This is a genomic window from Streptomyces sp. 4N124 (assembly GCF_052245395.1).
In the GTDB taxonomy this organism is placed as follows: Bacteria; Actinomycetota; Actinomycetes; order Streptomycetales; family Streptomycetaceae; genus Streptomyces.
Genome location: NZ_JBQQBS010000003.1, coordinates 123346 through 145767, shown reverse-complemented (window position 1 = coordinate 145767; position 22422 = coordinate 123346). Strand labels below are relative to the sequence as shown.

20 protein-coding genes are annotated in these 22422 nt (G+C 71.5%); 15 read left to right on the top strand and 5 right to left on the bottom strand.

The features are described from left to right. Positions 1–27: 27 nt before the first annotated feature. On the bottom strand, positions 28–1215 hold the full coding sequence (locus ACTWQO_RS04540; RefSeq protein ID WP_443235886.1) for a thiolase family protein: 1188 nt from the start codon (positions 1213–1215) through the stop codon (positions 28–30). A 251-nt stretch (positions 1216–1466) separates the two neighbouring features. Between ACTWQO_RS04540 and ACTWQO_RS04535 the strand changes: the two genes are divergently transcribed. The 12 genes from ACTWQO_RS04535 (at position 1467) to ACTWQO_RS04480 (ending at position 16269) form a co-directional block, all read left to right on the top strand. Next, positions 1467–2759, top strand: coding sequence for a beta-ketoacyl-[acyl-carrier-protein] synthase family protein (locus tag ACTWQO_RS04535; RefSeq protein WP_443235885.1), 1293 nt, complete (start codon positions 1467–1469; stop codon positions 2757–2759). Further along, entirely contained in the window at positions 2756–4438 is a 1683-nt protein-coding gene (locus tag ACTWQO_RS04530; protein WP_443235884.1) for a CoA-transferase, read from the top strand. Before ACTWQO_RS04535 ends, ACTWQO_RS04530 begins: the two co-directional genes overlap by 4 nt. Beyond that, positions 4435–5442 carry a ketoacyl-ACP synthase III gene (locus tag ACTWQO_RS04525; RefSeq protein WP_443235883.1) on the top strand — a complete coding sequence of 336 codons (1008 nt, stop codon included), beginning with the start codon at positions 4435–4437 and terminating at the stop codon, positions 5440–5442. The genes ACTWQO_RS04530 and ACTWQO_RS04525 overlap by 4 nt, the downstream gene beginning before the upstream one ends. Beyond that, positions 5442–6233: an SDR family NAD(P)-dependent oxidoreductase gene (locus ACTWQO_RS04520; RefSeq protein WP_443235882.1), complete on the top strand. Its 792-nt coding sequence runs from the start codon at positions 5442–5444 to the stop codon at positions 6231–6233. The genes ACTWQO_RS04525 and ACTWQO_RS04520 overlap by 1 nt, the downstream gene beginning before the upstream one ends. A gap of 185 nt (positions 6234–6418) precedes the next feature. Next, positions 6419–8098 carry a CocE/NonD family hydrolase gene (locus ACTWQO_RS04515; RefSeq protein WP_443235881.1) on the top strand — a complete coding sequence of 560 codons (1680 nt, stop codon included), beginning with the start codon at positions 6419–6421 and terminating at the stop codon, positions 8096–8098. After that, the gene (locus tag ACTWQO_RS04510) at positions 8095–9699 is read left to right on the top strand and encodes an AMP-binding protein (RefSeq protein ID WP_443235880.1); all 1605 of its coding nucleotides are present in this window, start codon (positions 8095–8097) and stop codon (positions 9697–9699) included. The genes ACTWQO_RS04515 and ACTWQO_RS04510 overlap by 4 nt, the downstream gene beginning before the upstream one ends. Further along, positions 9696–10703: a ketoacyl-ACP synthase III gene (locus ACTWQO_RS04505; protein ID WP_443235879.1), complete on the top strand. Its 1008-nt coding sequence runs from the start codon at positions 9696–9698 to the stop codon at positions 10701–10703. Before ACTWQO_RS04510 ends, ACTWQO_RS04505 begins: the two co-directional genes overlap by 4 nt. 50 nt (positions 10704–10753) lie before the next feature. Continuing rightward, complete coding sequence (locus ACTWQO_RS04500; RefSeq protein WP_443235878.1) at positions 10754–12124, top strand: beta-ketoacyl synthase N-terminal-like domain-containing protein; 1371 nt, start codon at positions 10754–10756, stop codon at positions 12122–12124. Continuing rightward, positions 12114–13373: a beta-ketoacyl synthase gene (locus ACTWQO_RS04495; RefSeq protein ID WP_443235877.1), complete on the top strand. Its 1260-nt coding sequence runs from the start codon at positions 12114–12116 to the stop codon at positions 13371–13373. Before ACTWQO_RS04500 ends, ACTWQO_RS04495 begins: the two co-directional genes overlap by 11 nt. After that, positions 13370–14830 carry an SDR family oxidoreductase gene (locus ACTWQO_RS04490; RefSeq protein WP_443235876.1) on the top strand — a complete coding sequence of 487 codons (1461 nt, stop codon included), beginning with the start codon at positions 13370–13372 and terminating at the stop codon, positions 14828–14830. Before ACTWQO_RS04495 ends, ACTWQO_RS04490 begins: the two co-directional genes overlap by 4 nt. Continuing rightward, positions 14827–15600: an SDR family oxidoreductase gene (locus ACTWQO_RS04485; RefSeq protein ID WP_443235875.1), complete on the top strand. Its 774-nt coding sequence runs from the start codon at positions 14827–14829 to the stop codon at positions 15598–15600. The genes ACTWQO_RS04490 and ACTWQO_RS04485 overlap by 4 nt, the downstream gene beginning before the upstream one ends. Positions 15601–15603: 3 nt before the next feature. Further along, complete coding sequence (locus ACTWQO_RS04480) at positions 15604–16269, top strand: CoA transferase (RefSeq protein ID WP_443235874.1); 666 nt, start codon at positions 15604–15606, stop codon at positions 16267–16269. Positions 16270–16297: 28 nt separating this feature from the next. Here the strand turns inward: ACTWQO_RS04480 and ACTWQO_RS04475 are convergent, their stop codons facing one another. Next, positions 16298–16909, bottom strand: coding sequence for a response regulator (locus ACTWQO_RS04475; RefSeq protein ID WP_443235873.1), 612 nt, complete (start codon positions 16907–16909; stop codon positions 16298–16300). Positions 16910–17362: 453 nt separating this feature from the next. On the opposite strand from ACTWQO_RS04475, the gene ACTWQO_RS04470 reads away from it, so the two are divergent. Continuing rightward, on the top strand, positions 17363–17992 hold the full coding sequence (locus tag ACTWQO_RS04470) for a TetR/AcrR family transcriptional regulator (RefSeq protein WP_443235872.1): 630 nt from the start codon (positions 17363–17365) through the stop codon (positions 17990–17992). Between the two features lie 166 nt (positions 17993–18158). Here ACTWQO_RS04470 and ACTWQO_RS04465 read toward each other — a convergent pair whose 3' ends face one another. Both ACTWQO_RS04465 and ACTWQO_RS04460 read right to left on the bottom strand, forming a co-directional pair. Beyond that, positions 18159–18929, bottom strand: a complete 771-nt coding sequence (locus tag ACTWQO_RS04465; protein ID WP_443235871.1) for a 3-hydroxyacyl-CoA dehydrogenase — start codon at positions 18927–18929, stop codon at positions 18159–18161. Positions 18930–18975: 46 nt separating this feature from the next. After that, a complete protein-coding gene (locus tag ACTWQO_RS04460; protein WP_443235870.1) occupies positions 18976–20139 on the bottom strand; it encodes a thiolase family protein in 1164 nt (387 codons plus the stop codon). A gap of 118 nt (positions 20140–20257) precedes the next feature. Here ACTWQO_RS04460 and ACTWQO_RS04455 point away from each other — a divergent pair, with 118 nt between their 5' ends. Then, entirely contained in the window at positions 20258–21034 is a 777-nt protein-coding gene (locus ACTWQO_RS04455; RefSeq protein WP_443235869.1) for a crotonase/enoyl-CoA hydratase family protein, read from the top strand. Between the two features lie 20 nt (positions 21035–21054). Here ACTWQO_RS04455 and ACTWQO_RS04450 read toward each other — a convergent pair whose 3' ends face one another. After that, positions 21055–21837: a helix-turn-helix domain-containing protein gene (locus ACTWQO_RS04450; protein ID WP_443235868.1), complete on the bottom strand. Its 783-nt coding sequence runs from the start codon at positions 21835–21837 to the stop codon at positions 21055–21057. 87 nt (positions 21838–21924) lie between these two features. On the opposite strand from ACTWQO_RS04450, the gene ACTWQO_RS04445 reads away from it, so the two are divergent. Continuing rightward, positions 21925–22308, top strand: coding sequence for a nuclear transport factor 2 family protein (locus tag ACTWQO_RS04445; protein WP_443235867.1), 384 nt, complete (start codon positions 21925–21927; stop codon positions 22306–22308). The last annotated feature ends 114 nt before the right edge of the window (positions 22309–22422 follow it).

The following is a 22422-nucleotide window of genomic DNA, read 5'->3' as shown; positions in this document are numbered from 1 at the left end:
GCTGTCCCTCCTTCCTGCGTGGGTCGTTCAGCGCGGGCGGCGCAGCACGGCGACGGCGCTGGTGGCGTTGGAGCCGCCCATGGACTGGCAGACCGCGACATCCGGGTCCTGGACCTGGCGTTCCCCGCACCGGCCGCGCAGTTGGAGTGCCGACTCCACGGCGACGCTGATTCCGGTGGCACCGGTGGGATGACCGAGGCCGATCCGGCCGCCGTCGGTGTTGGCGGGGCAGCGGCCCTCCAGCGTCGTCTCCCCGTCGGCCACCGCCGCCGCGGCCTTGCCCGTGGGGAAGATCCCCAGCCCCTCCAGGTGCAGCGCGCCCATCACGCTGAAGCAGTCGTGCACCTGGGCCAGCCCGACGTGCTGCGGCTCGATGCCGGCCTGCGCATAGGCGGCCTTGGCGGCCACCGCGGTCGGGACCGCCTCGGCGATGTCGGCGCCGGCGGAGGCCGGATGGCCGAACTTCGTGGCCAGTACGTTGGGCCCGGTGGCCTGCGCGATGCCCGCGATCTCCACCGGCTCGCACGCTCCCGGAGCGTCGTCGCGGCGCATCAGCACGACCGCCGAGGAACCGTCGCAGGCCCGGCCGCAGGCCGCCCGGGTGATCGGCCGCGACACCATGGGACCGTTGAGGACCTGCGGCACGGTGAGTTCCGGCCGTCCGTAGTCGACCGCGTTCGGGTTGCGCGTGGCGTACCAGCGGTCCTGTACGACCCACTGGGCGATCGCCTCGTGCGTGGCGCCGTACTTGCGCATGTACTGGTCGTGCATCAGCGCCATGAGGTCGACGTAGTCGAAGCCCGCCGGCGCCTCGAACTCGGCGTCGGGGAAGTGCAGCATCGAATCGGCGGTCGATGCCGCGTCCGACACCTTCTCCACGCCGATGACCAGCACGGCCCGCGCCATGCCCGAGGCGAGGGCGGCCACGGCGCTCCGCAGGGCCACCGTGCCTCCGGCGCAGGCGGCGTTGACCTGGCTGAAAGCCATCGGGGCGAGGCCGAGTTCGTCGGCGGTGACGGCACCGAGGTTCTGCTGCTCGAACGTCTCCGGCAGCGAGACCGACACGAAGCCGTCGGTGATGTCCCCGGCGTCGAGGCATGCGTCCTGAAGGGCCGAGAACGCGGATTCGACGACGAGGTCCTTCCAGTCCCGCGCCGGGAAGAAGCCGTGCCGCGTGATCGCGGCGCCGGCGATGACAACTCCCGTTCCATCCATGGGAAGACCCCGCTTCACGAGGGTTAATGAATGTTCATTAATGTCCGGGAGGATGTACGGACTGTCAAGGCGGTGCGCACGAGGTTTCTCCGGCGGGCGGCGCGGCCGGTACCGCGAGTCCCGGCGCGGCGGTCCGGTCGGTACCTGTCGTGCCTGGCCGCCCGGGTCGTGACGGGATGTGCTGATGGGGAGCGCGTTCCCGGCTCACTCACAACGCTCCGGCGACCCACCGCTGTTGACAGGGAGGCCCCATGCCGCATTCGGCCCGCGTAACCGGTACGGCGTTCGAGGACGTGCTCATCACCGGACTCGGTTTCGTACTGCCAGGCGCCGACAGCCCAGAGGTGGTCTGGCGACAGCTACGGGAAGGCGACTCCCAGCTCAGCGCGCTGCCGCCGGTCCTCTCCTCCGGCACGGGCATCCACAGCGCCGGCCGGCTGGGGGACTTCGAGCACACGCCCTACCTGCCGGACCTGCCGGACAACTTCGCCAAGCGGTACAGCCGGGAGATCCTCGTCGTCCTCTCGGCCGTGCAGAACGCCGCGCGGGACGCCGGCCTGGCGGACGACGGAGTGATCGACCCGCCGCGCACCGGGGTCGTCGCCTCCTGCTCCCGCGGACCGGCCGAGTGGTGGTCCCAGACCGCCTCGGGCACGGCGTGGGACCCGGCCCGCCCGCCGGTCTCCCCGGCCCAGGCGGTCTTCGCCTCACTCGCCGGGACACCCGCGTCGCTCAGCGCCATCCGGCTGGGCGCGCAGGCACTGGTCTCCACGGTGAGCAACGCCTGCGTGGGCGGCCATCAGGCGCTGGCCCTGGCAGCCCACGAGATCCAGCGCGGCGCCGCCGACGTGATGTTCGTCGTCGGCCACGAACTCCCGCTCACCCCGGAGGTGTTGCAGGTCTACTCGGCATCGGGCACCAGCGTGCTGTCCCGGGACACCGAACCCCGGCGGGCGATCAAGCCGTACGACCTGCGCAGGGACGGCTTCGCGCTCGGCGAGGGCGCCGTGGTCGTCGTACTGGAACGCAGGAAGCACGCCGAGGCCCGGCAAGCACCGGTCTACGCCGCGCTGCGGGCCTGCCACAGCATCAGCGAGGCCGCCCACGCGACCCGGATGGACCTGAGCGGGCAGAGCACGGCGCGGCTGATGGCCGACACCCTCGACACGGCGGGCGTCTTGCCGGGGGAGCTGGACTACATCTGCGGTCATGGCACCGCGACCCGCTACAACGACCTGGCCGAGAGCCACGCGCTCGGCCACCTCTTCGGACCGCGGCGCGGCGACTGGACACCGCTCGGCTCGGTCAAACCGGTCTACGGCCATCTGCTGGGCGCCGCGGGCCTGGTGAACTGCGCCGCGCTCGCCCTGATGCTCAAACACCAGTGCCTGGCGCCGACGATCAACTGCGAGACCGTGGAGCCCGAGTGCGACCACGACCACGTCACCGAAGGCGCCCGCCCCGGCGAGGTGCGCCTGGCGATGTCCCTGGCCTTCGCCATCGGCAGCCAGAGTTCCGCGCTGATCATGGAGGCCGCCGGATGAGCCCGGTGGTGGCCGCCGACCCCGACGAGCTGTGCAGGCAGTTCCTGACGCCGGGCATGCGGGTGCACATCGCCTCCACCATGTCCCGCCCCAACGCCCTGGTGCTGGCGCTCGCCCGGGTCTTCCGGGGCACGGGCCGGTTCCGGATCAGCGTCAACGCCCTGCACGCGGGGGTGCACGCGCTGACCATGGCGGGAGTGGTCGAGCACGCCGTCATCGGCTTCGCCGGCGACACCTTCCCGACGTCCCGCCCCAACCGGCTCTACGCGAGGCTGCCCGAGGGCGACCCGTTCCCGGTCGAGGAGTGGAGCCTGCTCTCCCTGCTGCAACGGCTGATCGCGGGAGCCACGGGCGCCCCGTTCGCGGTCAGCACCTCACTGTCCGGCTCCGATCTGCCGCAGGGGCACCGGCAGGTGGACGCCCTGCGGCATGAGGCGGGGGAGGCGGTGCTGGTGCCCGCGCTCCGCCCCGACGTGACGCTGCTGCACGCACAGTGCGCGGACGAGCGGGGCAACCTGTATCTCTCCGGTCCCGTCGCAGAGGGCTGGTGGGGCGCGCTGGCGGCCGAGCAGGGCGTCCTCGCCACGGTGGAGACGGTGCGCGCGGACCCACCCGCGGGCGCGGTCTGCCAGATCCCGGCCGAGCGGGTGCTGGGCCTCGCCCCCTGCCCGTACGGTGCCCACCCGCAGGGCCTCACGCCGCTGCCCGACGCCGGAGTGGACGGCTACCTCGACGACTACCTGTTCCTGGAGGACCTGGCCCAGGCGTGTGCCGATCCCGCGCTCACCGAGGAGTGGTTCGAGCGGTGGGTCACGGGAACGGCCGGACACCAGGGATACCTGGCCCGGCTGGGGGAGGCGCGGCTGGCCGGCCTCCACCCGGCCTCGCCGGTCACCGCGGCGGTGCCCGACGTCATCGCGCGCTCCGCGCCACCGACCGACCGCGAGCACCACCTGGTGCTGGCGGCCCGCACCATCGCCCGCACCATACGAACGCGGGGCTATGGCACCGTCCTCGCCGGCATCGGCACGGCCCACATGGCCAGTTGGCTGGCCGCACGCCTGCTGCGGGAGGAGGGCGTCGACGTCCAGGTCGTCAACGAACTCGGCATGATCGACTTCCTGCCGCGGGCCGGGGACACCTTCCTGTTCTCCCAACGGCATGTGCAGGGGTGCCGTCAGCACGCCGGGACGTGGGAGGTGCTCGGCGGCCTCGTCGCGGGCGGCGCCGAGCGCACCCTGGGCGTCCTGTCCGCCGCGCAGATCGACCAGCAGGGCCGTATCAACACCAGCCGTACGCCCGGCGGCGGCTTCCTGGTCGGCTCCGGCGGCGCCAACGACGTGGCCAGCCATGTGGAGACGATCGTGGTGACGGCCGCATCACCGCGCCGCTGCCCCGAGACGGTCGGCTTCGTCACCAGCCCCGGCCGCAACGTCAGCCAGGTGGTCACGGAGTTCGGCTGCTTCGAACGGGACAAGACGTGCGAGCCCTTTCGCCTCGCGACCTGGGCACCTCCGCCCGGCCTCGTCCGCACCGACGCCGCGGGCCCTGCCGAGACCGTGCGGGACCGCACCGGATGGCAGGTCAGGATCGCCGACCCGCTGCGGCACGAACCGCCCCCGACCGCCGACGAACTGGCCCTCCTGCGCTCGATCGACCCCGAAGGGATCTTCCGATGACCCTCTTCTGCCCGCCCGTCCAGCTCGCCGGGATCGGCCACGACTTCCCCGGGGAGCCGGTCCGCAACGACCACTTCACGAGCAGGCCCGAACTGGGCGTCGATGAGGAGTGGATCCTGCGCCACACCGGAGTCGCCGCCCGGCACTGGCCGCCCGAGGGCGAACGGCACGTGGACATGGCCGAGCGCGCCGCCCGCCGGGCGCTCGCCGAGGCCGAGTTGGAGCCCGGCGATGTCGACGTCATCCTCGGCACCAGCGCCACCGCGCGCCCCCGCGTCAATCCCACGAGCCCCGGCAACAACTACATGGACGTCGCCCTGCCGGTGCAGCGCCGCCTCGGCGCCCCGAAGGCGATGTGCCTGGACGTGACCGGCGTCGCCTGTTCCGGCTTCCTGCACGCCTCCGCCGTCGCCCGCGGCCTCATCGCCACCGGCCACCGCACCGTACTGATCGTCTGCGCCGAGAACCCCCGGCCGATCCTCAACTTCTCCTACCGCAACTCCGTACTGTTCGGCGGGGGCGCCGCCGCGGGCGTGTGGCGGGCGAACCCCGGGGCGGACGACGGCCTGCACGCCGTGACACTGCACTCCGACGCCACCCACTACGACGCATTCGACATCGACGAGCACGACACGATGGTGATGAAGGGAAAGGTCGTCGGCGAGTTCGCGCCCGGCGTGCTGGCGGACGCGACCCGACGGGTCCTGCGGCAGGCGGATGCCGGCCTCGACGACGTCGACTGGATCATCCCGCACCAGGGCAACATCAACCTGATCCACGACGTGCAGGACGCCCTCGGCATCCGCGACGACAAACGCGTGCTGCTCAACATCGAGCGGCGCGGCAACACCTCCAGCGTCAGCGTGCCCAGCTGTCTGTCGGAGTACGTCCACGACGGCACGATCGCGCCCGGCGACCGCATCCTGAGCATGGCCATCGGGCGCGGTTTCAGCTGGGGCGCGATGCTCTTCAGCTACGGCCGCCCCCGCCCGTGGGAGGTGTGATGCCGAGGCGGGGACAGGCCGTCGTCATCGGCGGCAGCCGGGGCCTCGGTGCCGCGATCGCGTATGCGCTCGGCGCCGCGGGATGGCCGACGACCGTCGCGGCCCGGGACGCCGAGCAGTTGGAGCGCTGCCGCAAGGAAGCCGCCGAGCGGGGCGTGGAGTTGTCGACGGCACAGGTCGACACGCTCGCGCCGGCCGACGTGCGGCGCCTGTTCGCCGAACTGGCACAGCGGGGCGAACTCGGCGTGTGCGTCATGGCGGCGGGCCGCAACCTCTCCCAGCGGCTGCTGCGTCCGCCCCGTCAGGCGGGCGGCGCCTGGAGCGCGCACGGCATCGAGGAGTGGCACGCCACTGTCGACCTCAACCTCACCGGCACGTTCCTCGCGGGCCGCGAGGCCGCGCTCACCATGGCGCAAGCGGGAACCGGTGGCGTGCTCGTCCCTGTCGTCAGCTGCACCTGGCAGGGCTCCTGGGGCCAGTCGGCGTACGCGGCCGCCAAGGCCGGCGTGGTGTCGCTGACCCGCAGCTGGGCGCTCGAACTGGGCGAGTTCGGCATCCGGGTCGTCGCCGTCGCGCCCGGTGTGGTGGACGGTGCCGCTCTGCGCGAGAAGGGCGCGCGGCACCCCGCCCACGCCCGCTACATGGAGCGGCTGCGCGAACAGGTCCCGTTGCGCCGGTTCGCCGCCGAGCACGAGGTCGCGGAGACGGTGCTGCACGCCGTGACCAACCAGTACCTGACCGGCACTGTGATCGAGGTCGCCGGAGGGGGGTTCCCGGCCCGCATTCCCTGAACCGACGGGCGTCACTGCAACTCCCTTGGGCCGGTGACCAGTACCGCAAGTCCCGGCCGGCCCGCCGAGGAGGTACTCGGCGGCCGATGTGATCGCCGTCCGCGCTGCCTAGCGTGGTCGGCGCCCCTCCCTCGTACGACCGAACTTCCCCTCGTACGACCGAACTCCCTTGACGGAGGTGTCCCTTGGCGAGCGGAATTGTCGTCGACCAGGACGTCGAGATCCCCATGCGCGACGGCACCGTGCTGCGCGCCGACGTCTGGCGGGTGCCGGGCGAGGCCCGCCCCGCGATCGTCTACCGCACGCCGTACGACAAGACGGCGACCAGGATGGACCCGCTGCCTCCGGAACGCTGCGTCCGGGCGGGTTATGCGGCCGTCGTGCAGGACACCCGGGGACGCTTCGCCTCCGACGGCGCGTGGGACACCGGGATGTGGGCCACCGAGGCCCGCGACACCCACGACACCGTCGAGTGGGTCGCCGCCCAGGACTGGTGCGACGGCGCCATAGGGATGAGCGGGACGTCGTACCTCGGCATCGTGCAGTGGGTCGGGGCGATGCTGAAGCCCCCGCACCTGCGGGCGATCGCCCCGGCGATGACCACCTCGGCCGCGCACGATCCGCGGGCCACCGGTGGTGCGCTGCGCCTGTCCCAACTCGCCGGATGGCTCGGCTTCATGGCCGTCGACTGGATGCGCCGCCAGACGGCCCAGGGGCGCAGGCACGGCTTCTCGGCCGTAGTCCGCTACCTGAACTCCCCGCAGGAGCAACTGCGTCGGCTTCCCCTCGGCCGGATCCTGGACGTGCCGGACAGCCCGCTGTCCCTGGGGGCGATGGTGGAACGGGGCCGCGCGCACGGGCCCGACATCCGCACCACGGACGTCGCCGTGCCCACCCTGTCGCTCACCGGCTGGTTCGACATCTACAACGGGCCGAGCATCGCCCTCCACGACGAGCTGGCACGCCGCGATCCGGGCGGCCACCGGCTCGTCATCGGGCCCTGGAGCCACTCCGGAACCCTGCCGCAGTACCAGGGCGAGCTGAACTTCGGCCTCACCGCGGCGGGGGAGTACGGCCCGGTGGCCGAACGGGTCCTGGACTTCTTCGACACCCACCTCAAGGGCGTCGAGCGCGCGGCCGAGCCCGTGAGCTACTTCATGATGGGCGCCAACGAATGGCGCACGGCCCGGACTTGGCCTCCTGAGGAGTCGGCCGCCAACCTCTGGTATCTGCGCGAGGGCGGCCGGCTCGCCCTGCATCCGCCGCAGGACGACGAGCCCGCCGACACCTACACCTACGATCCGGACGATCCGTCCCCCACCCACGGGGGCCGCGTCCTGGCCCTCGGGGAACTCGTGGGCGGCCCGCTCAACCAGCGGCACCTGGAGGCGCGCGCCGACACCGTCGTCTACACCGGACCCGAACTCGCCGTCGCCGTGGAGGCCGTCGGGCACGTCACCGCCTCCCTCTGCTTCGCCAGCACGGCGCCCGACACGGACATCGTCGTGAAGCTCACCGACGTCTTCCCCGACGGCCGTTCGATCCTGGTCTGCGACGGAGCGCTGCGCACCCGCTACCGCGAGGGCTTCGACAGCGAGAAGCCCCTCACCCCGTCGGTGCCCGAGCGGTGCACGGTCGACCTCGGGCACACCGCCTGGCGGTTCGAGGCCGGACACCGGTTGCGGCTGCTGGTCACCAGCAGCAACTTCCCGCATCTGGACCGGAACATGAACACCGGCCGGCGCCCTGGCCAGGACACCGAGGGAGTGGTGGCCCGACAGTCCGTCTTCCACGACGCCGTCCGGCCCTCGCTGCTACGACTGCCCGTGCTGGGCCGCCGACGGCCGGGGGAGGACGACGGATGAGCCCGCACAGCTCCGTGACCGCGCGCGAGGAGTGCGTCGTCAGCGAGCAGCTCGCCCGAGGGGCCGCCCGCCATCCCGACCGGCTCTTCGCGCTGTTCGAGGACGGCGAGCGATGGACGTACGCCGACGCCTGGCGGCAGGCCGGCTCGACGGGAGCGGCGCTCCGACAGCAGGGCGTGAGCCGCGGTGACGTGGTGATCAGCTGGCTGCCCAACGGCCCCGACCAGCTGCGGACCTGGTTCGGCACCGTCGCCGCCGGAGGCGTGTGGGCACCGCTCAACACGGCCTACCGATGGCGGATGCTGGAGCGGGTCATACGGGGCCTGGACGCCCGGCTGCTGATCACCTGCCAGGACCTGGTGACGCACCTGCACGGCCTCGACCTGGGACCGGACCTCCGGGTGCTGGTCGTCGACGGCCCGTCGGGCGACCCGTTGACCACCCATGCCGGTCAACTCACCGCTCTCGAAACGCCGTTGGAGCCGTGGGACACCCACGCGATCATCCACACCTCCGGCACCAGCGGCCGCTCCAAGGGCGTCCTGTGCAGCCACGCCCACCTCCACACCAGCGCCACGGCCGCCTACGGGCAGTGGCTCACCGCCGACGACCGCTACCTCGTCACCCTGCCGCTCTTCCACGCCGGGGGCGTCCTCGGCATCCTGGGCATGCTGGGCCTGGGCGGATCGGTCGCGGTCGTGTCGCACTTCCGTACCGAGGCGTTCTGGAAGCAGGTCCGCGACCTCGGGGCGACTGCCTGCACCCTCCTCGGCGCCATGACGGCTTTCCTGACCGAGCAGCCGTCCACTCCCGAGGACACCCGGCATCCGCTGCGCACCGCCTACGTCATTCCCTTCACGGAGACGGCCCTTGCCTTCGGTTCCCGGTTCAGCGTCGAGGTGCGCACGCTGTTCAACATGACCGAGACGTCCTGTCCGGTCATGTCGGACCCCCGGCCGACCCGGGCCGGCAGCTGCGGCAGGCCGCGCCCCGGCATCGAGGCACGGGTCGTCGACTCGTACGACCGAGAAGTCCCGCACGGCAGCGTCGGCGAACTGGTGCTGCGGGCGGACGTGCCCTGGGCGTTCAGCCACGGCTATCACGGCATGCCGGAGGCGACCGCGGCCGCCTGGCGCAACGGCTGGTTCCACACCGGCGACGCCTTCCGTCAGGAGGCCGACGGCGAGCTGTACTTCGTCGACCGGATCAAGGACGCCATCCGCAGACGCGGCGAGAACATCTCGTCCTTCGAGGTCGAGGAGGAACTGCGCGCCCACCCGGCCGTCCGCGACGCCGCGGCCGTGGGGGTTCCCGGCGAGCACGGCGAACAGGAAGTCCTCGCAGTCGTCAGCCCCGTACCCGGCGGGCACTTCGACCCTGCCGCGCTGCTGCGCTTCCTGCGCCCGCGCATGGCCCACTTCATGCTTCCCCGCTACATCCGCACCCTGCCCGAACTGCCCGTCACGCCCACCGGGAAGGTCCGCAAGGACCTGCTGCGCGAAGCGGGCGTCACGGCCGACACCTGGGACCGAGTGACGGCCGGTCACACCGTCCGCCGCGATCCGGTCACCATCCACCGAGAGGACATCGAACACCCATGACCGACACGGCAGTTGGCCCCATCCGTACCGGAGGAACCTGGGCGGGGACCGGAATCCGCATCACCGGCGTCGGGCACTACTTCCCCGAACGCGTCGTGCACAACACCCCGGACGCCGTCGGCGCCGAGGAGCGCTTCAACGCGATCGACCAGGCCGTGATCGGCCGGCTGAACGTCAAGTCGCGGCACGTCGCCGACGAGGCGGAGACCATCGACTACATGGCCGTCCGCGCGGCCGAGCATGCCCTGCGCGAGGCCGGCCGCACGGCGCGTGAGGTCGACCTGGTCATCGTCACCAACTGGACCGACCGGCAGTTCATCCCCGAGTACGGGCCTCAAGTGGCGCACGAGCTCGGTGCGCGGCGCGCCCTCGGCTTCGACCTGTGCGGGGCATGCGCCGGATTCGTGCACGGGGTGCAGTCCGCCGCCGCGATGCTGTCCTCGCCCGGCCCCTGGCGCACCGCCGTCGTGGTCAGCTCCGAGCAGCTCTCGCGCGGCACCCGGCCCGGCAGCAAGGGCGAGCTGGTCGCGGGCGACGCGGCGGGAGCCGTCGTCCTGGAACGGACCGACGGCCTCGCGCCGACCGCCCCACGGCTGATCGACTCCGTGCTGTTCAGTGACGGCGAGGACGCGCGCGTCATCCACGCCCGGCGCCCCAATGGCTGGCTCACCAGCACGCCCGACCTCATCGAGCGGGCCATCGAGGGCAATCTGCGGGCCATCGAACTCCTCCTGGAACGCAACGGCCTGGAGATCGAGGACATCGACTGGGTGCTGATCCACCCCGGCACCGACCCGCTGCACACCGCCGTACAGGAGAAGGCGGGCATCGACCCCGAGCGCTTCGTGGTCACGATGGAGACGCGCGGCAACACCTCCAGCGCCTCCATCCCCATCGCCCTGTCCGAGCTGATCGACAGCGGCCGTACCCGTCCGGGCCAGCTGTACCTCACCCCGGCGATCGGCTCCGGGTTCTACGAGGGCGGGCTGCTGTTCCGGCTGTGAGCTCGGGCTGCCCCGGGTCATCAATGTCCCCTGAACGGAAGCGAGTTGACGTGGTGAGTGTGACGGCCGGATGGCGCGACGTGCTGGTGACCGGCATGGGGTTCTGCCTGCCCGGACCCCACCGCACGGTCTGCCGGACCGGCGGCGACCTGTGGCGTACGGTGTCCCGCGCGGCGTCCCACCTGGACAACGACGGCCTGTTCTACGGCCGGGTCCACCTGGACGAGGAGGAGTTCGCGGCGGCGGTCCCCGAACTCGACGAACGCTTCCGGGCCCACTACAACGACGTCCACCGCTACGGCCTCGTCGCCCTGGTCGAGGCCTGTGAGGACGCGGATCTGAACTGGCGCGGCACCGACCTCGCAGACGCCGCGGTCCTCACCGGGCGGGCCGGGTTCGACACGGTCCTGGAGACGTACATGGCGGGCGTGACCGCCGAGCCCTCACATACCGGCCCCGCCGAGGCCCGCGCGCTGCTGATGCGCATCCTGCTGTCCGTCACCGCGACCGACGTGGCCTCGGTGCAGGCCGCCCTGCTGCGCAGCGGCGGCCCCAGCTACTCCCTGTCCTGCGGCTGCGCCTCCACCAACGCGCTGCTCGGCGCCGCCGCCCAGCAGATCGCCTCCGGCGAGGTGGACCTCGCCGTGGTCACCGGCGTCGACGCGTACAGCCTCGACTACATCGACCACTTCGAGGAACTGCGCCGGGCCGCGGAGCGGACCGGCCGCACCTCCTCCTACTCGGGCCCGACCACCCGGCTGCGCTACGACCGGCCGATGCGCCCCTACGACGAACGCGCCGAGGGCTTCAACCTCGGCGAGGGCGCGGCCACCCTGATCCTCGAAAGCCGCGAGCACGCCGAACGCCGCAACCGCCGGCCCTACGGGCGGATCCTCGGCCAGGCCGTCCGGCGCGCCGCCACCGGCAGCGCACTCACCCCCGACGAGGACGGCGACGCCCTCGTGCGCGCGGTACGCAGCGCCCTGCGCGCCACGGACAGCCACGAGCGGATCGACCCCGCCGCCGTCCCCGTCGTCAACGGCGGCGCCGAGGGCGACCCGCTCTTCCACCTCATGGAGTTCAGCGCCCTGCGCGCCCTCTACGGCCCGGACCCCGCCGACGGGCCGCTGCTGACCAACCACGAGGCGTGCTTCGGGCACAACGGCGCACCGCTCGGCGTCATCGGCGCCGCCACCACCCTGCTGATGATGCGCGACGGACAGGTCTGCCCCACCGCGAACTGCGAGAAAGTCGTCCCCGAGGCGCCCTGCACGGTCGTCACCGGCGAGGCCCGGCCGCTCTCCTTCGACCTGGCCCTGAGCTTCAACTACCAGATGGGCGCCGCCGGCGCGCTGCTGCTCGCGGCGCCGGAGCCGTGCGCCGCGGAGTACGGACACCCGGCGGGTGACGATGAGCACTGAGCCGCTGACCCTGACCGGCATCGGTGCCGTCCTGCCCGGCCGAGACGGACGGCCCTGCACGGACGTCCCGGACCTGTGGGACATCATCCGCACCGGCGCCACCTGTCTGACGCCCTTCGCCCTCGACGACCTCCCGCTGCGCATCGCGGGCCAGGTCACCGGCTGGGATCCGGTGACGGCACTCGGCGTGCCCCAGCGGGTCGGCGACCGGATGGCCCGCGTCACCGCGCTCGCCACCGGCGCCGTCAAGAACGCTCTCGCCGACGCCGGGCTGACGGCCCAGGACATCGACGACGGCCGTACCGTCCTCGTCGTCGCCTCACTGCAGTTCGCCTTCCAGGAGGCACGCCGCTACTTCACCCTGTACGAGCGGGGCGGCCCGGACGCGCTCGGCATGGAGTACTGGCTCACCGGTACCCCCGGAAGCGTCACCAGCGGCATCTGCTCCGTCCTCGGCATCGGCCCGCAGACCCTGACCGTCTCCGGCGCCTGCAACTGCTCCCTGCGCGCCCTGGAGGTGGTGGCCGCCCTGCTGCGCGACGGCACCGCGGACCGGGCGATCGTCGTCGGCGCGGACGCCACCCTCGACCCGGTCTGCGTCTCCAGCACCACGTACGAGAGCCGCAGCCGCGGCTTCCGCATCTCCACCTGGTCACCGGACCCGCGGTCCGTACGCCCGCACGACGAGGAGCAGGACGGCAACGCTCCGGGCGAGGGCGCCCTGGCCGTCGTACTGGAATCCGGTCGTACGGCCGGTATCCCGCTGCGCCTCGCGTTCCGCTCCTCGCGCAGCAACGGCACCAACCCGATGATCTCCGGACCACCCGACAACTTCGCCAGGGACGGGCACGCCCTGCTCACCGCGGCCGGTATCGGCATGGACCGGCTGGCCTTCGTCAACAGCTTCGCCGACGGCTCACGTCACGTGGAGAACCTCTTCTGCGAGGCCCTGGACGGCCTGCGCAAAGCGATGGACTACGACGGGCCGCTGCTGCTGACCAATCAGGAGGCCGCCTTCGGGCACGTCTTCGGCTTCGTCGGGCTGATGAAGTTCGTCGCCTCGGCGCTCATGTTCCGCCACGGCACGGTCGCCCCCGTGGCCGGCTGCCGTACTCCCTACGCACGGCTCGACGCGACCCCGGTACAGGGCGACCGCGCCCCGCTGACCGGGCGGCACGCCCTCGTGATGGTGGCGGGCGGCGGGGGAGACGCCACGTCCCTGCTGATCGAGCACCTGGAGGAACGATGACCAAGGACGCGCTGCCGATCCACGGTTCCACCGCAGTCGTCCTGGGGCCGCGCGGGACGGCGTACGACGTGCTCCGCGAGGCCTTCGAGAGCGTCGGCGTGAAGCTCGTCGACGACACCGGTGGGCAGGACGTGGCGGTCCCCGACATCTGCTGCGCCCTGCTCACCGGCACCGCCGTCCTCGACAGCGCCACCCCGTCCGCGCCCCTGCCCCGCGGGAACCTCGCACGGATCGCCGCGGCCATGGCGGGCCGCGGATCGGGCCGGATGATCCTCGTCCTCGACGGAGGGGGCGGACTGCACACCGGCGTCCCGGCCGAGGAGGCGGCGGCGCGGGCAGCCGACCTGGCCTGGTGGCGGCAGCTCGCGGCCCGTCTGTCCTGCCACGGCGTCCTCGCCAACCAGATCCGCGTCGGTATCGCTCCCTGCCTCTCGCACCGGCCCGGCCCGCAGCGCACCGCCGCCGTCCTGCGCCACCTGCCCCTGCGCCGCGTCGCCCAGCCCGCGGACCTGGCCGCCGCCGTCCTGCATCTGGCGTCGGAGGGCTGCGGCTACACGGTGGCCGAGACGATCCCGGTCGACGGCGGCATGGGACTGACGATGGTCCCGCCCCTGCGCCCGTCCCGCGCACGCACCGAAAGCACGGAACCGTTCGACCAGTCCCGGGGCGGAGCCGACCTGTTCGACCTGAGCGGACGGCACTGCCTGGTGGTCGGCGGGAGCAGTGGCATCGGACGGGAGGCGGCGCTGGAGCTGGCGCGACGGGGGGCCGACGTCACAGTTGTGGCGCGGCGCGAGCGTGAAATCCTCGCCGTGGCCCACGAGATCGCCACCCTGGGCCGTCGGGCCGAGGCCGTGCGGCAGGACGTGTCCCATCTCGACGCGCTCGAGCCACTGGTGGAGCGGCTGTGGTCCGCGGCGCGGATCGATGCCCTGGTGTACGCGACCGGATTGTGCGAACCGGAAGCCCCGGACCACCAACCCGCCCTGCGGGAGCGGGCGTTGGACGTCAACTACCGGGGATACGTCACGCTCGCCGACGCGCTGGTACGACGCTGGGCGAGTGACCGGCGCGGCGGCGCCGTCGTCGCGATCGGCTCCGCCGGGGCGGGTTTCGTGCCCGGGCTGGAGAGCTACGCCGCGAGCAAGGCCGCCCTGATCCAGCACACCCGGAGCCTCGCCGTCTCCGGCGGCCGCCACCGGATCCGGGCCAACTGTGTACAGCCCGGCCTGATCTCCACCCCGATGGCCGACGCGTCGGCGCACGAAGGCTTCCAGGACGCGTGGCTCGCCCGGATTCCCCAGGGCAGGGCGGGTCTGCCGGGCGATGTGGCGCCGCTCGTGGCCTATCTGGTGTCGGACGCGTCCGCGTATGTGACGGGTGCCGTCCTACATGTCGACGGCGGCCTTGCCCTGGGCGGACTGCCACCGCTGGCCGGGAACGGGGGCCTGGCATGAGCACCGCCGGAGTCTCCGGAACGGCGGTGGTGACCGGCGCCTCCTCGGGCATCGGAGCGGCCGTCGCCCGGGCGCTGGCCGATGCCGGGGCGCACGTCGTCCTGGTCGCACGGCGTATCGAGCCGCTGTCCCGGGTGGCCGAGGAGGTACACGCCCGTGGCGGACGGGCGAGTGTCCTCCCCGCCGACCTGGCCGCCGAGGGCGAGCCGGAGCGGGTGGTCGCGCAGACCGTGGAACTGTTCGGTGCCCCCGCGATGCTGGTGCACTGCGCCGGTGTGGTGCGGCTCGCCCAGGTCCACGAACTCCCGTCGAAACACTGGGAGTTGATGATCCGCCTCAACCTCACCGTGCCGTATCTGCTGTGCCATGCGGCGCTGCCGTACATGCGCAAGAACGGCGGAGGGACGATCGTGCACATCGGCTCCTCCATCACCCGCGAGACGCTCAGCCACACCGCGGGCTATGCCGTCAGCAAGCAGGGCCTCAACGTGCTCAGCGAGCTGGTGGCACTGGAGAACCGGGACCACGGCGTGCGGGCGGTGGCGATCTGCCCGGGCTGGGTGCGTACGGAGCTGTCGGCCGATCCCGACGAACTGGGCGTGGGCACAGAGGAGTTGCTCACCCCCGAGGACGTGGCGGAGACCGTGCTGTGGGCGGTGACCCGGCCGCCACGGGTGAGCGTGGGCCCGGTGCTCCACGTGAGTCCTACGACCAGCCGGGCCGGCACCCGCGCGTCGATCACCCGGCTGACCGGGGACCGGGAGGGGTGAGACATGTCCGCTCTCCAAGGCGGAGCCCCTCTTGCCGATCTCACGACGGCACCACTCAAAGGGCTGCGGGTCGTCGATCTGGCACCACCGGGCGACACGTCTCTGTGCGGGGTGCTGCTCGCCGGCCTCGGCGCCGAGATCGTACGCGTCGACCGGTCCGCGGACGCCGAGGCGGTGCTCGAACTCGCCGCCGGCGCCGACGTCCTGGTGGAGTCACCGGCCGACGCCCGGGGGCCCGGCCCCGAACGGTGCCTGGCCCGCAATCCGCGGCTCGTCCATGGACGTACGACCCTGGCAGCACGCGGCCCGGACGAGCCGGCAGCCGCGCTCCACCTCGCGGTGGCCGTGCTGGCGGCACTGGCACAGGTGGCGCGCACCGGGGAGGGCGGGATCGTCGACGACACCCTCGTGGGCTGCCCCTTCCACGCCGACTATCGCACCGCCGACGGTCACCGGATGGCAGTCCGCGCCCTGGAACCGGACGGCTACCGGGAGCTCGTCCGTCTGCTGGACGTCTGGGAGATGGTGCCCGATCACCGGGATCCCTCAGTCTGGGCGGAGCTGAGACGCCTCTTTGCCGGCGTCTTTCGCACGCGGACGAGGCAGGAATGGTGTGAGGTGTTCGACGGCACCGATGTGTGCGTCAGCCCCGTCCCGTCCTCCGAATGAAGACGTTCCGGGGCTCACCTGCACGCGTTCACGCGGACAACGCCGACTGGTCGAGGAAAAGTTCCCTGCGGTTGCGGATTCCGACCTTGTGCAGAATATTGCTCACATGGTTTTTGACGGTCTGTCCGGCCAGTGTCAGCTCGCGCGCGATCTCGTCATTCGTATAGCGGCGCAGCAGGAGTGCGAGAATCTGTTCCTCCCGCTCGGTCAGTGGCGTGAGCGGAGAAATGCGGCGGCGGTCCGACTCCTGTCGCCGGCCCGTGTCGCCGAGGAGCCACACCCGCCGGCCGCACGCGGTCTGCCGGATCGCGTCGACCAGCTCGGTGACGGAGGCGCTCTTGTGGACGAAGCTGTCCGCGCCGGAGGTCAGGGCAGCGGCGACCTGGTCGGGAGAGCTGCTGCCGGAGAAGACCATGACCCGCGGCCTCAGCGGTAGTGACCTCGCGCGTCGGCACAGCGCCGCACCCTCATGGGCGGCACCGAGCTCCAGCTCTGTCACGACGATGCTGGGACGCTGACTCAGCAGTGCGGCGTAGGCCTCCTCCGCGGTGGCCGCGGAACAGACAACGGGCATGCGGAGGTGGGATTCGACCAGTGTGCTGAGTGCCAGACGCATGGAAGGGTGGCTGTCTACGATCATCACGCCCATGCTGGAATTCCCCTTAGGTGATGCGCGGTTATGGGGATGGTATCTCCGGGCTTGTCGACGGCAGACGGTCATCGAGCCTTCTCGGCTATGTGCGGACCATGACGGGAGGTCGCTGAATCACGAACGATTTTTCTGTTGCCGGTTGATTACGGTGCAGGCTGCACGCTTGTTATGGGACGACTCGAAGTCGGCCACAAATCACAAGGATTATTCGGTCTGTGAGCTGACTCACGGTAAGTGCTGTTCAAGGACGCGCGACCCGTTTCTGTGAGGCGCTTTCTGTCGGGAATCACCCCCAATGTCGGGCGCCGCACGCGGCCCGTTGCGGCGGGCCCTCACCGCCGGATTGTCCGGTTCCCGGCTATGACTTCGGCAAGTGCTCCGGATCGGACCACCCGGTACTCTGAAGGGCCGAAGTCGAGCGGATGTGCGGAGGCGTGGGACATGGCGGACACCGTCGCCGATCTGCGCTCGGACACCCACACCGACTGGCGGACGTACGCCCCGCTGGAACTGCCGCCGATCCTCGCGCACGCCCTCGACTCCTTCGTGGAGCGGGGCTATCACGCCACCACCGTCCGAGAACTGGCCCGCCGCGTGGGCGTCACCGTGCCCGCCCTGTACTACCACTACGCCAACAAGCAGGCGATCCTGGTCGAGTTGCTCTTCGGCTCACTCGAGTCCGTGCTGGGGCGCTGCCGCACAGCCCTGGCGGAGGCGGGCGACGACCCGATCGACCGCTTCTCGGCGCTGGTCGAGTGCATCGTGCTGTACATGACCCACCGGGCGCCGCTCGCCTTCCTCGACACGGAGATGCGCAGCCTGGAGTCCGACAATCGGGCACGCTACGTCGCTCTGCGGGACGAGCTGGAAGGGCTGCTGCGTGAGGCCGTGCGGGACGGGGTGGCGACGGGCGTGTTCACCACGCCCGTGCCAGTGGATGCCGGCCGGGCGGTGCTGGCGATGTGCCAGGCCGTGGCCCAGTGGTACCGGCCCGACGGGCCCCTGACACCGGACCGGATCGCCGAGCGGTACGTCACGATCGCCCTGGATGCCGTGGGACACCGACCGTAGCGGGGGCCGCGTCCCGAGCCGGGTCGCAGCCGAACGGCGGGCAAGGTCCACGTGCTCGGCCGCCGGAGCCGGCCACCGAAGGCGACCGGGGCGCGCGGTCACCCCCGCAGTCGCCCCCCCGCGAAGCGGACGCGGCCGTAGCGGGCACGGGACTTGGCGGGCTCGCTCAGCGGGGTGCCATGCGGATGGCGCCGTCCAGACGGATCGTCTCGCCGTTCAGCATCGGATTGGCGATGATGTGGGCGACCAGATCGGCGTACTCCTCGGGCTTTCCGAGACGGCTGGGGTGCGGCACCTGGCCGCCCAGCGAGTCCTGCGCCTCCTGGGAGAGGCCGGCCAGCAGGGGAGTGGCGAACAGGCCCGGCGCGACCGTGACGACGCGGATCAGATGCTGGGCCAGATCGCGGGCGACGGGCAGCGTCATGCCGACGATGCCGCCCTTGGGGGCGGCGTACGCGGCCTGCCCGATCTGCCCGTCGAAAGCCGCCACGGAGGACGTGTTGGCGATGACGCCCCGCTCCTCGCCGACCGGTTCCGCCGTGGCGATCATGCGCGCGGCTGCCAGGCGGATGACGTTGAACGTCCCGATCAGATTGACCTCGACGGTGCGGCGGAACTCGTCGTAGGGGAACGGGCCTTGCTTGCCCACGACGCGGAAGACGTCGGTGCCGATGCCCGCGCAGTTGACGACCACGCGGAGCGCGCCGAGGCCGACGGCCGTGTCCAGGGCGGCGGTGATCTGGGCCTCGTCGGTGACGTCGGCTGGGGCGAAGACCGCACGGCCGCCGAGACCGGCGGCCACCGCCTTGCCGTCGGAGGACGCCAGGTCGACGACCACGACCCGGGCGCCGTCGGCCACCAACCGCCGTACGGTGGCCAGACCGAGGCCGGAAGCGCCGCCGGTGACCAGCGCTATATCGGTGCCGGTGAGGTTCATGGTGCCGTTCCCCTTTCGAACCGCTTCGCAGAGTCGTGGTCGCTTCTCAGGGCAGCTCGATGATCGTGGCGTTGGCCATGCCGCCGCCCTCGCACATGGTCTGGAGGCCGTAGCGGCCCCCGGTGGCGTCCAGATGGTTCACGAGAGTGGCCAGCAACCGGATGCCGGACGCGCCCAGCGGGTGGCCGAGTGCGATGGCCCCGCCGCGCGGGTTGAGGCGTGCCGGGTCGGCCCCGAACTCGCGCCGCCACATCAGGGGGACGGGTGCGAAGGCCTCATTGACCTCATAGGCGTCGATGTCGTCGAGCGACAGCCGGGCGCGGGCCAGGACCTTCTCCGTCGCCGGCAGGACACCGGTGAGCATCAGCAGGGGATCGCTTCCGACGACGGCGAAGGAGTGGAAGCGGGCGCGCGCCCGCAAACCCAGCCGGTCGGCCCGCTCCGCGTTCATGATGAGCGCGGCCGCCGCCCCGTCGGTCAGCGGCGAGGAATTACCCGGCGTGACCGACCAGTTGATCTCCGGAAAGCGTCGGGCGAGGCTCGGGTCGGCAAAGGCGGGACTCAGGTCGGCCAGGCCCTCGACCGTGGTCGACGGACGGACGGTCTCGTCCACCGCGTGGCCGCCGACAGGGACGATCTCGCCGTCGAAACCCCCTGCCGCCGCGGTGGCGGCGGCGCACCGGTGCGAGCGTGTCGCGAACTCGTCCAGTTCACCACGGCTCAATTTCCAGCGGGCCGCGACGAGTTCGGCGCTGACCCCCTGCTGGACCAGTCCGTTCGGATACCGCCGGGCAAGGGGAGCGTGCGGATCCCGGCCCTGGGCGCTGCTGAACATCGGCACCCGGCTCATCGACTCCACACCGCAGGCAACGACGACGTCGTAGGCCCCGGCCCGCACGCCCTGCGCGGCGAAGTGCGCCGCCTGCTGACCGGAGCCGCACTGCCGGTCGACCGTGGTGGCCGGCACGGACTCCGGGAAGCCGGCGGCCAGCAGCGCCGTCCGCCCGAGGTTGAGGGCCTGTTCACCGGACTGCGAGACACAGCCGGTGATCACGTCGTCGACCAGAGCCGGGTCGAGTTCGTTGCGATCCAGCAGCTCGCGCAGGACGGTGGCGAGCAGCTCCGCGGGATGCAGGCCGGCCAGTGCCCCGCCGGGCTTGCCCTTCCCGGAGGCGGTGCGCACCACATCGACGATGACGGCGTCGGTCATGGAACTCCCTTCCTGCGAGGGCCCCTTGAGGAGCGGTAGGCGTTCTTGCGCGCGCTGCCGTTCTGCCCCGTACCTTAGCGAGCGATAAGTAAGGGAGCCAGGGTGAGGGAGAGGGCAGATGACGGATGACCATCAGGGCAGTGTGCTGACGGAGTTCGCCGACGGCGTCGGTGTCGTCACGATCAACCGGCCTGCGGTCCGTAACGCGGTCGACCTGTACGTCGCCGTGCAACTGGCCCGAGCCATGGATGAGTTGGAGGCACGAGACGACGTTGTCGTGGGCATCCTCACCGGGGCGGGAAACACCTTCTGCGCGGGCATGGACCTGAAGGCCTTCGCTCGGGGCGAGCGCCCCTCGATACCGGGCCGTGGCTTCGCGGGGATCACCGAGCGACCGCCGGCCAAACCGCTCATCGCGGCGGTCGAGGGCTGGGCCCTGGCCGGTGGCTGCGAACTGGCGCTGGCCGCCGACCTGATCGTCGCGGCACGGGGCGCTCAGTTCGGGTTGCCGGAGGTGAAGCGAGGCCTCGTCGCGGCTGCCGGCGGACTGCTGCGGCTGCCCAGGGTTCTGCCGTATCAACTCGCGATGGAACTCGCGCTCACCGGTGACCCGATCTCCGCCGAGACCGCCCACCGCCACGGCATGGTCAACATGGTGACCGAGCCGGGCGGAGCCCTCGCCGGTGCCCGTGAACTGGCCGCCCGCATCACCGCCAACGGACCACTCGCGGTCCGCGCGGCCAAGCGCATGGTGTCGGCGTCCATCGGCCACACGGACGCCCGCGACTACGCCGAGCAGCAGGAAATCGCCGCCCCTGTCCTCGCCTCCAGCGACGCCCAGGAGGGCGCCCGGGCATTCGCCGAGAAGCGGGCGCCGGTGTGGCGGGGGAAGTAGCCGATCGGCCGACCCTCAAATCACCCATGCTGATCCTGGTCGACCTTCGTGAAATAGGCGACGGTCTCCGGGTCCGCCGGGTAGTACGACTCGATCGCGACCTCGTCCAGCGTGATGTCCATCGGGGTGCCGAACGTGGTGATGGTCGAGAACAGCCGCAGTTCTCGTCCGTCGAAGCGGAAGATCATCGGGATCACGATGTCGGATTCGGCCGGCCGGCTCGGTGTGTCCGTGGAGTCGGGGACCAGCAGTTCCTCGTAGAGCGCGGTGAGTTCGGCGTCGGGGGCGGTTGCCAGTTGACGCGTGATGCGGGAGCGGAGCACCGCCCGCACGTCGTCCAGGTTGACGAGCCGAGGGGCGAGCCCGCGCGGGTCCAGTCCCAGCCGCAGCATGTTGATCGGCGGCCGCAGCAGCTCGGGAGCGACGTCTGCGAGGAATGGGTCGACCGCGCGATTGGTCATCGCGATGTTCCATCGGCGGTCGAGGACCAGCGCCGGATACGGCTCGTGCGCGCGGAGCACCCTGCCGACCGCGTCCCGGGCCGCCGACAGCGCGTCGCCGTCGAGCGGCCGCTCGGCGTACCGGGGCGCGAAGCCGGCGGCGAGCAACAGCCGGTTGCGCTCACGCAGCGGCACATCGAGCTGCTTCGCGAGCCGCAGGACCATGTCGGCGCTCGGGTTGGACTTGCCGGTCTCGACCAGACTGACGTGACGGGCCGATACGTCGGCAGCGAGCGCGAGATCAAGTTGGCTGAGTCGGCGGCGATGCCGCCACTGCCGCAACAGTTCCCCGATCGTGGACACGATCACCGAGGCTACTCCTCGTGGCGCCGTACGCCATGAAATCCGAGTTCATCGACAACCAACGCGGGCCCCGGAAACACTGCGTGCATGACCACAGAGAACAAGAGCATCGTGGAACGGGCGTTGGCGGAGCTGATCGGGACGGGTGACGTCGATGCGCTTGAGCCGTTGCTGAGCGATGACTTCGTCCATCACACGCCGGATTCAACCTCGTCGACCAAGGCGGAATGGCTCGCGGCCCTACGCACGGTGCCGCTCGCCGACATGCGGGTGGAGGTCCATCACGTGCTGGCCGACGGTGATCACGTCGCGATGTACTCGCGGCGCTGGATTCCCGGTGCCGGTCCGGGAATCGCCGTCGTCGACATCCTGCGGTTCGACGACGGGCGGATCGCCGAGGCGTGGGAGATCATCGAAGGAGTGTCCCAGGTGGCCGCCAATCTGGCGTGGTGGAAATCCGCTGAGCACTGACACGGCAGCTCTAGGGCGTGAACTTCGCGGTCGGCAGTCATGGAGCGTGCATGCGTTGGTCGTATTCCGCCGCTCGGTGCGAGTCGGCCCTCCAGGAGCGGGGTGCCGGACCCC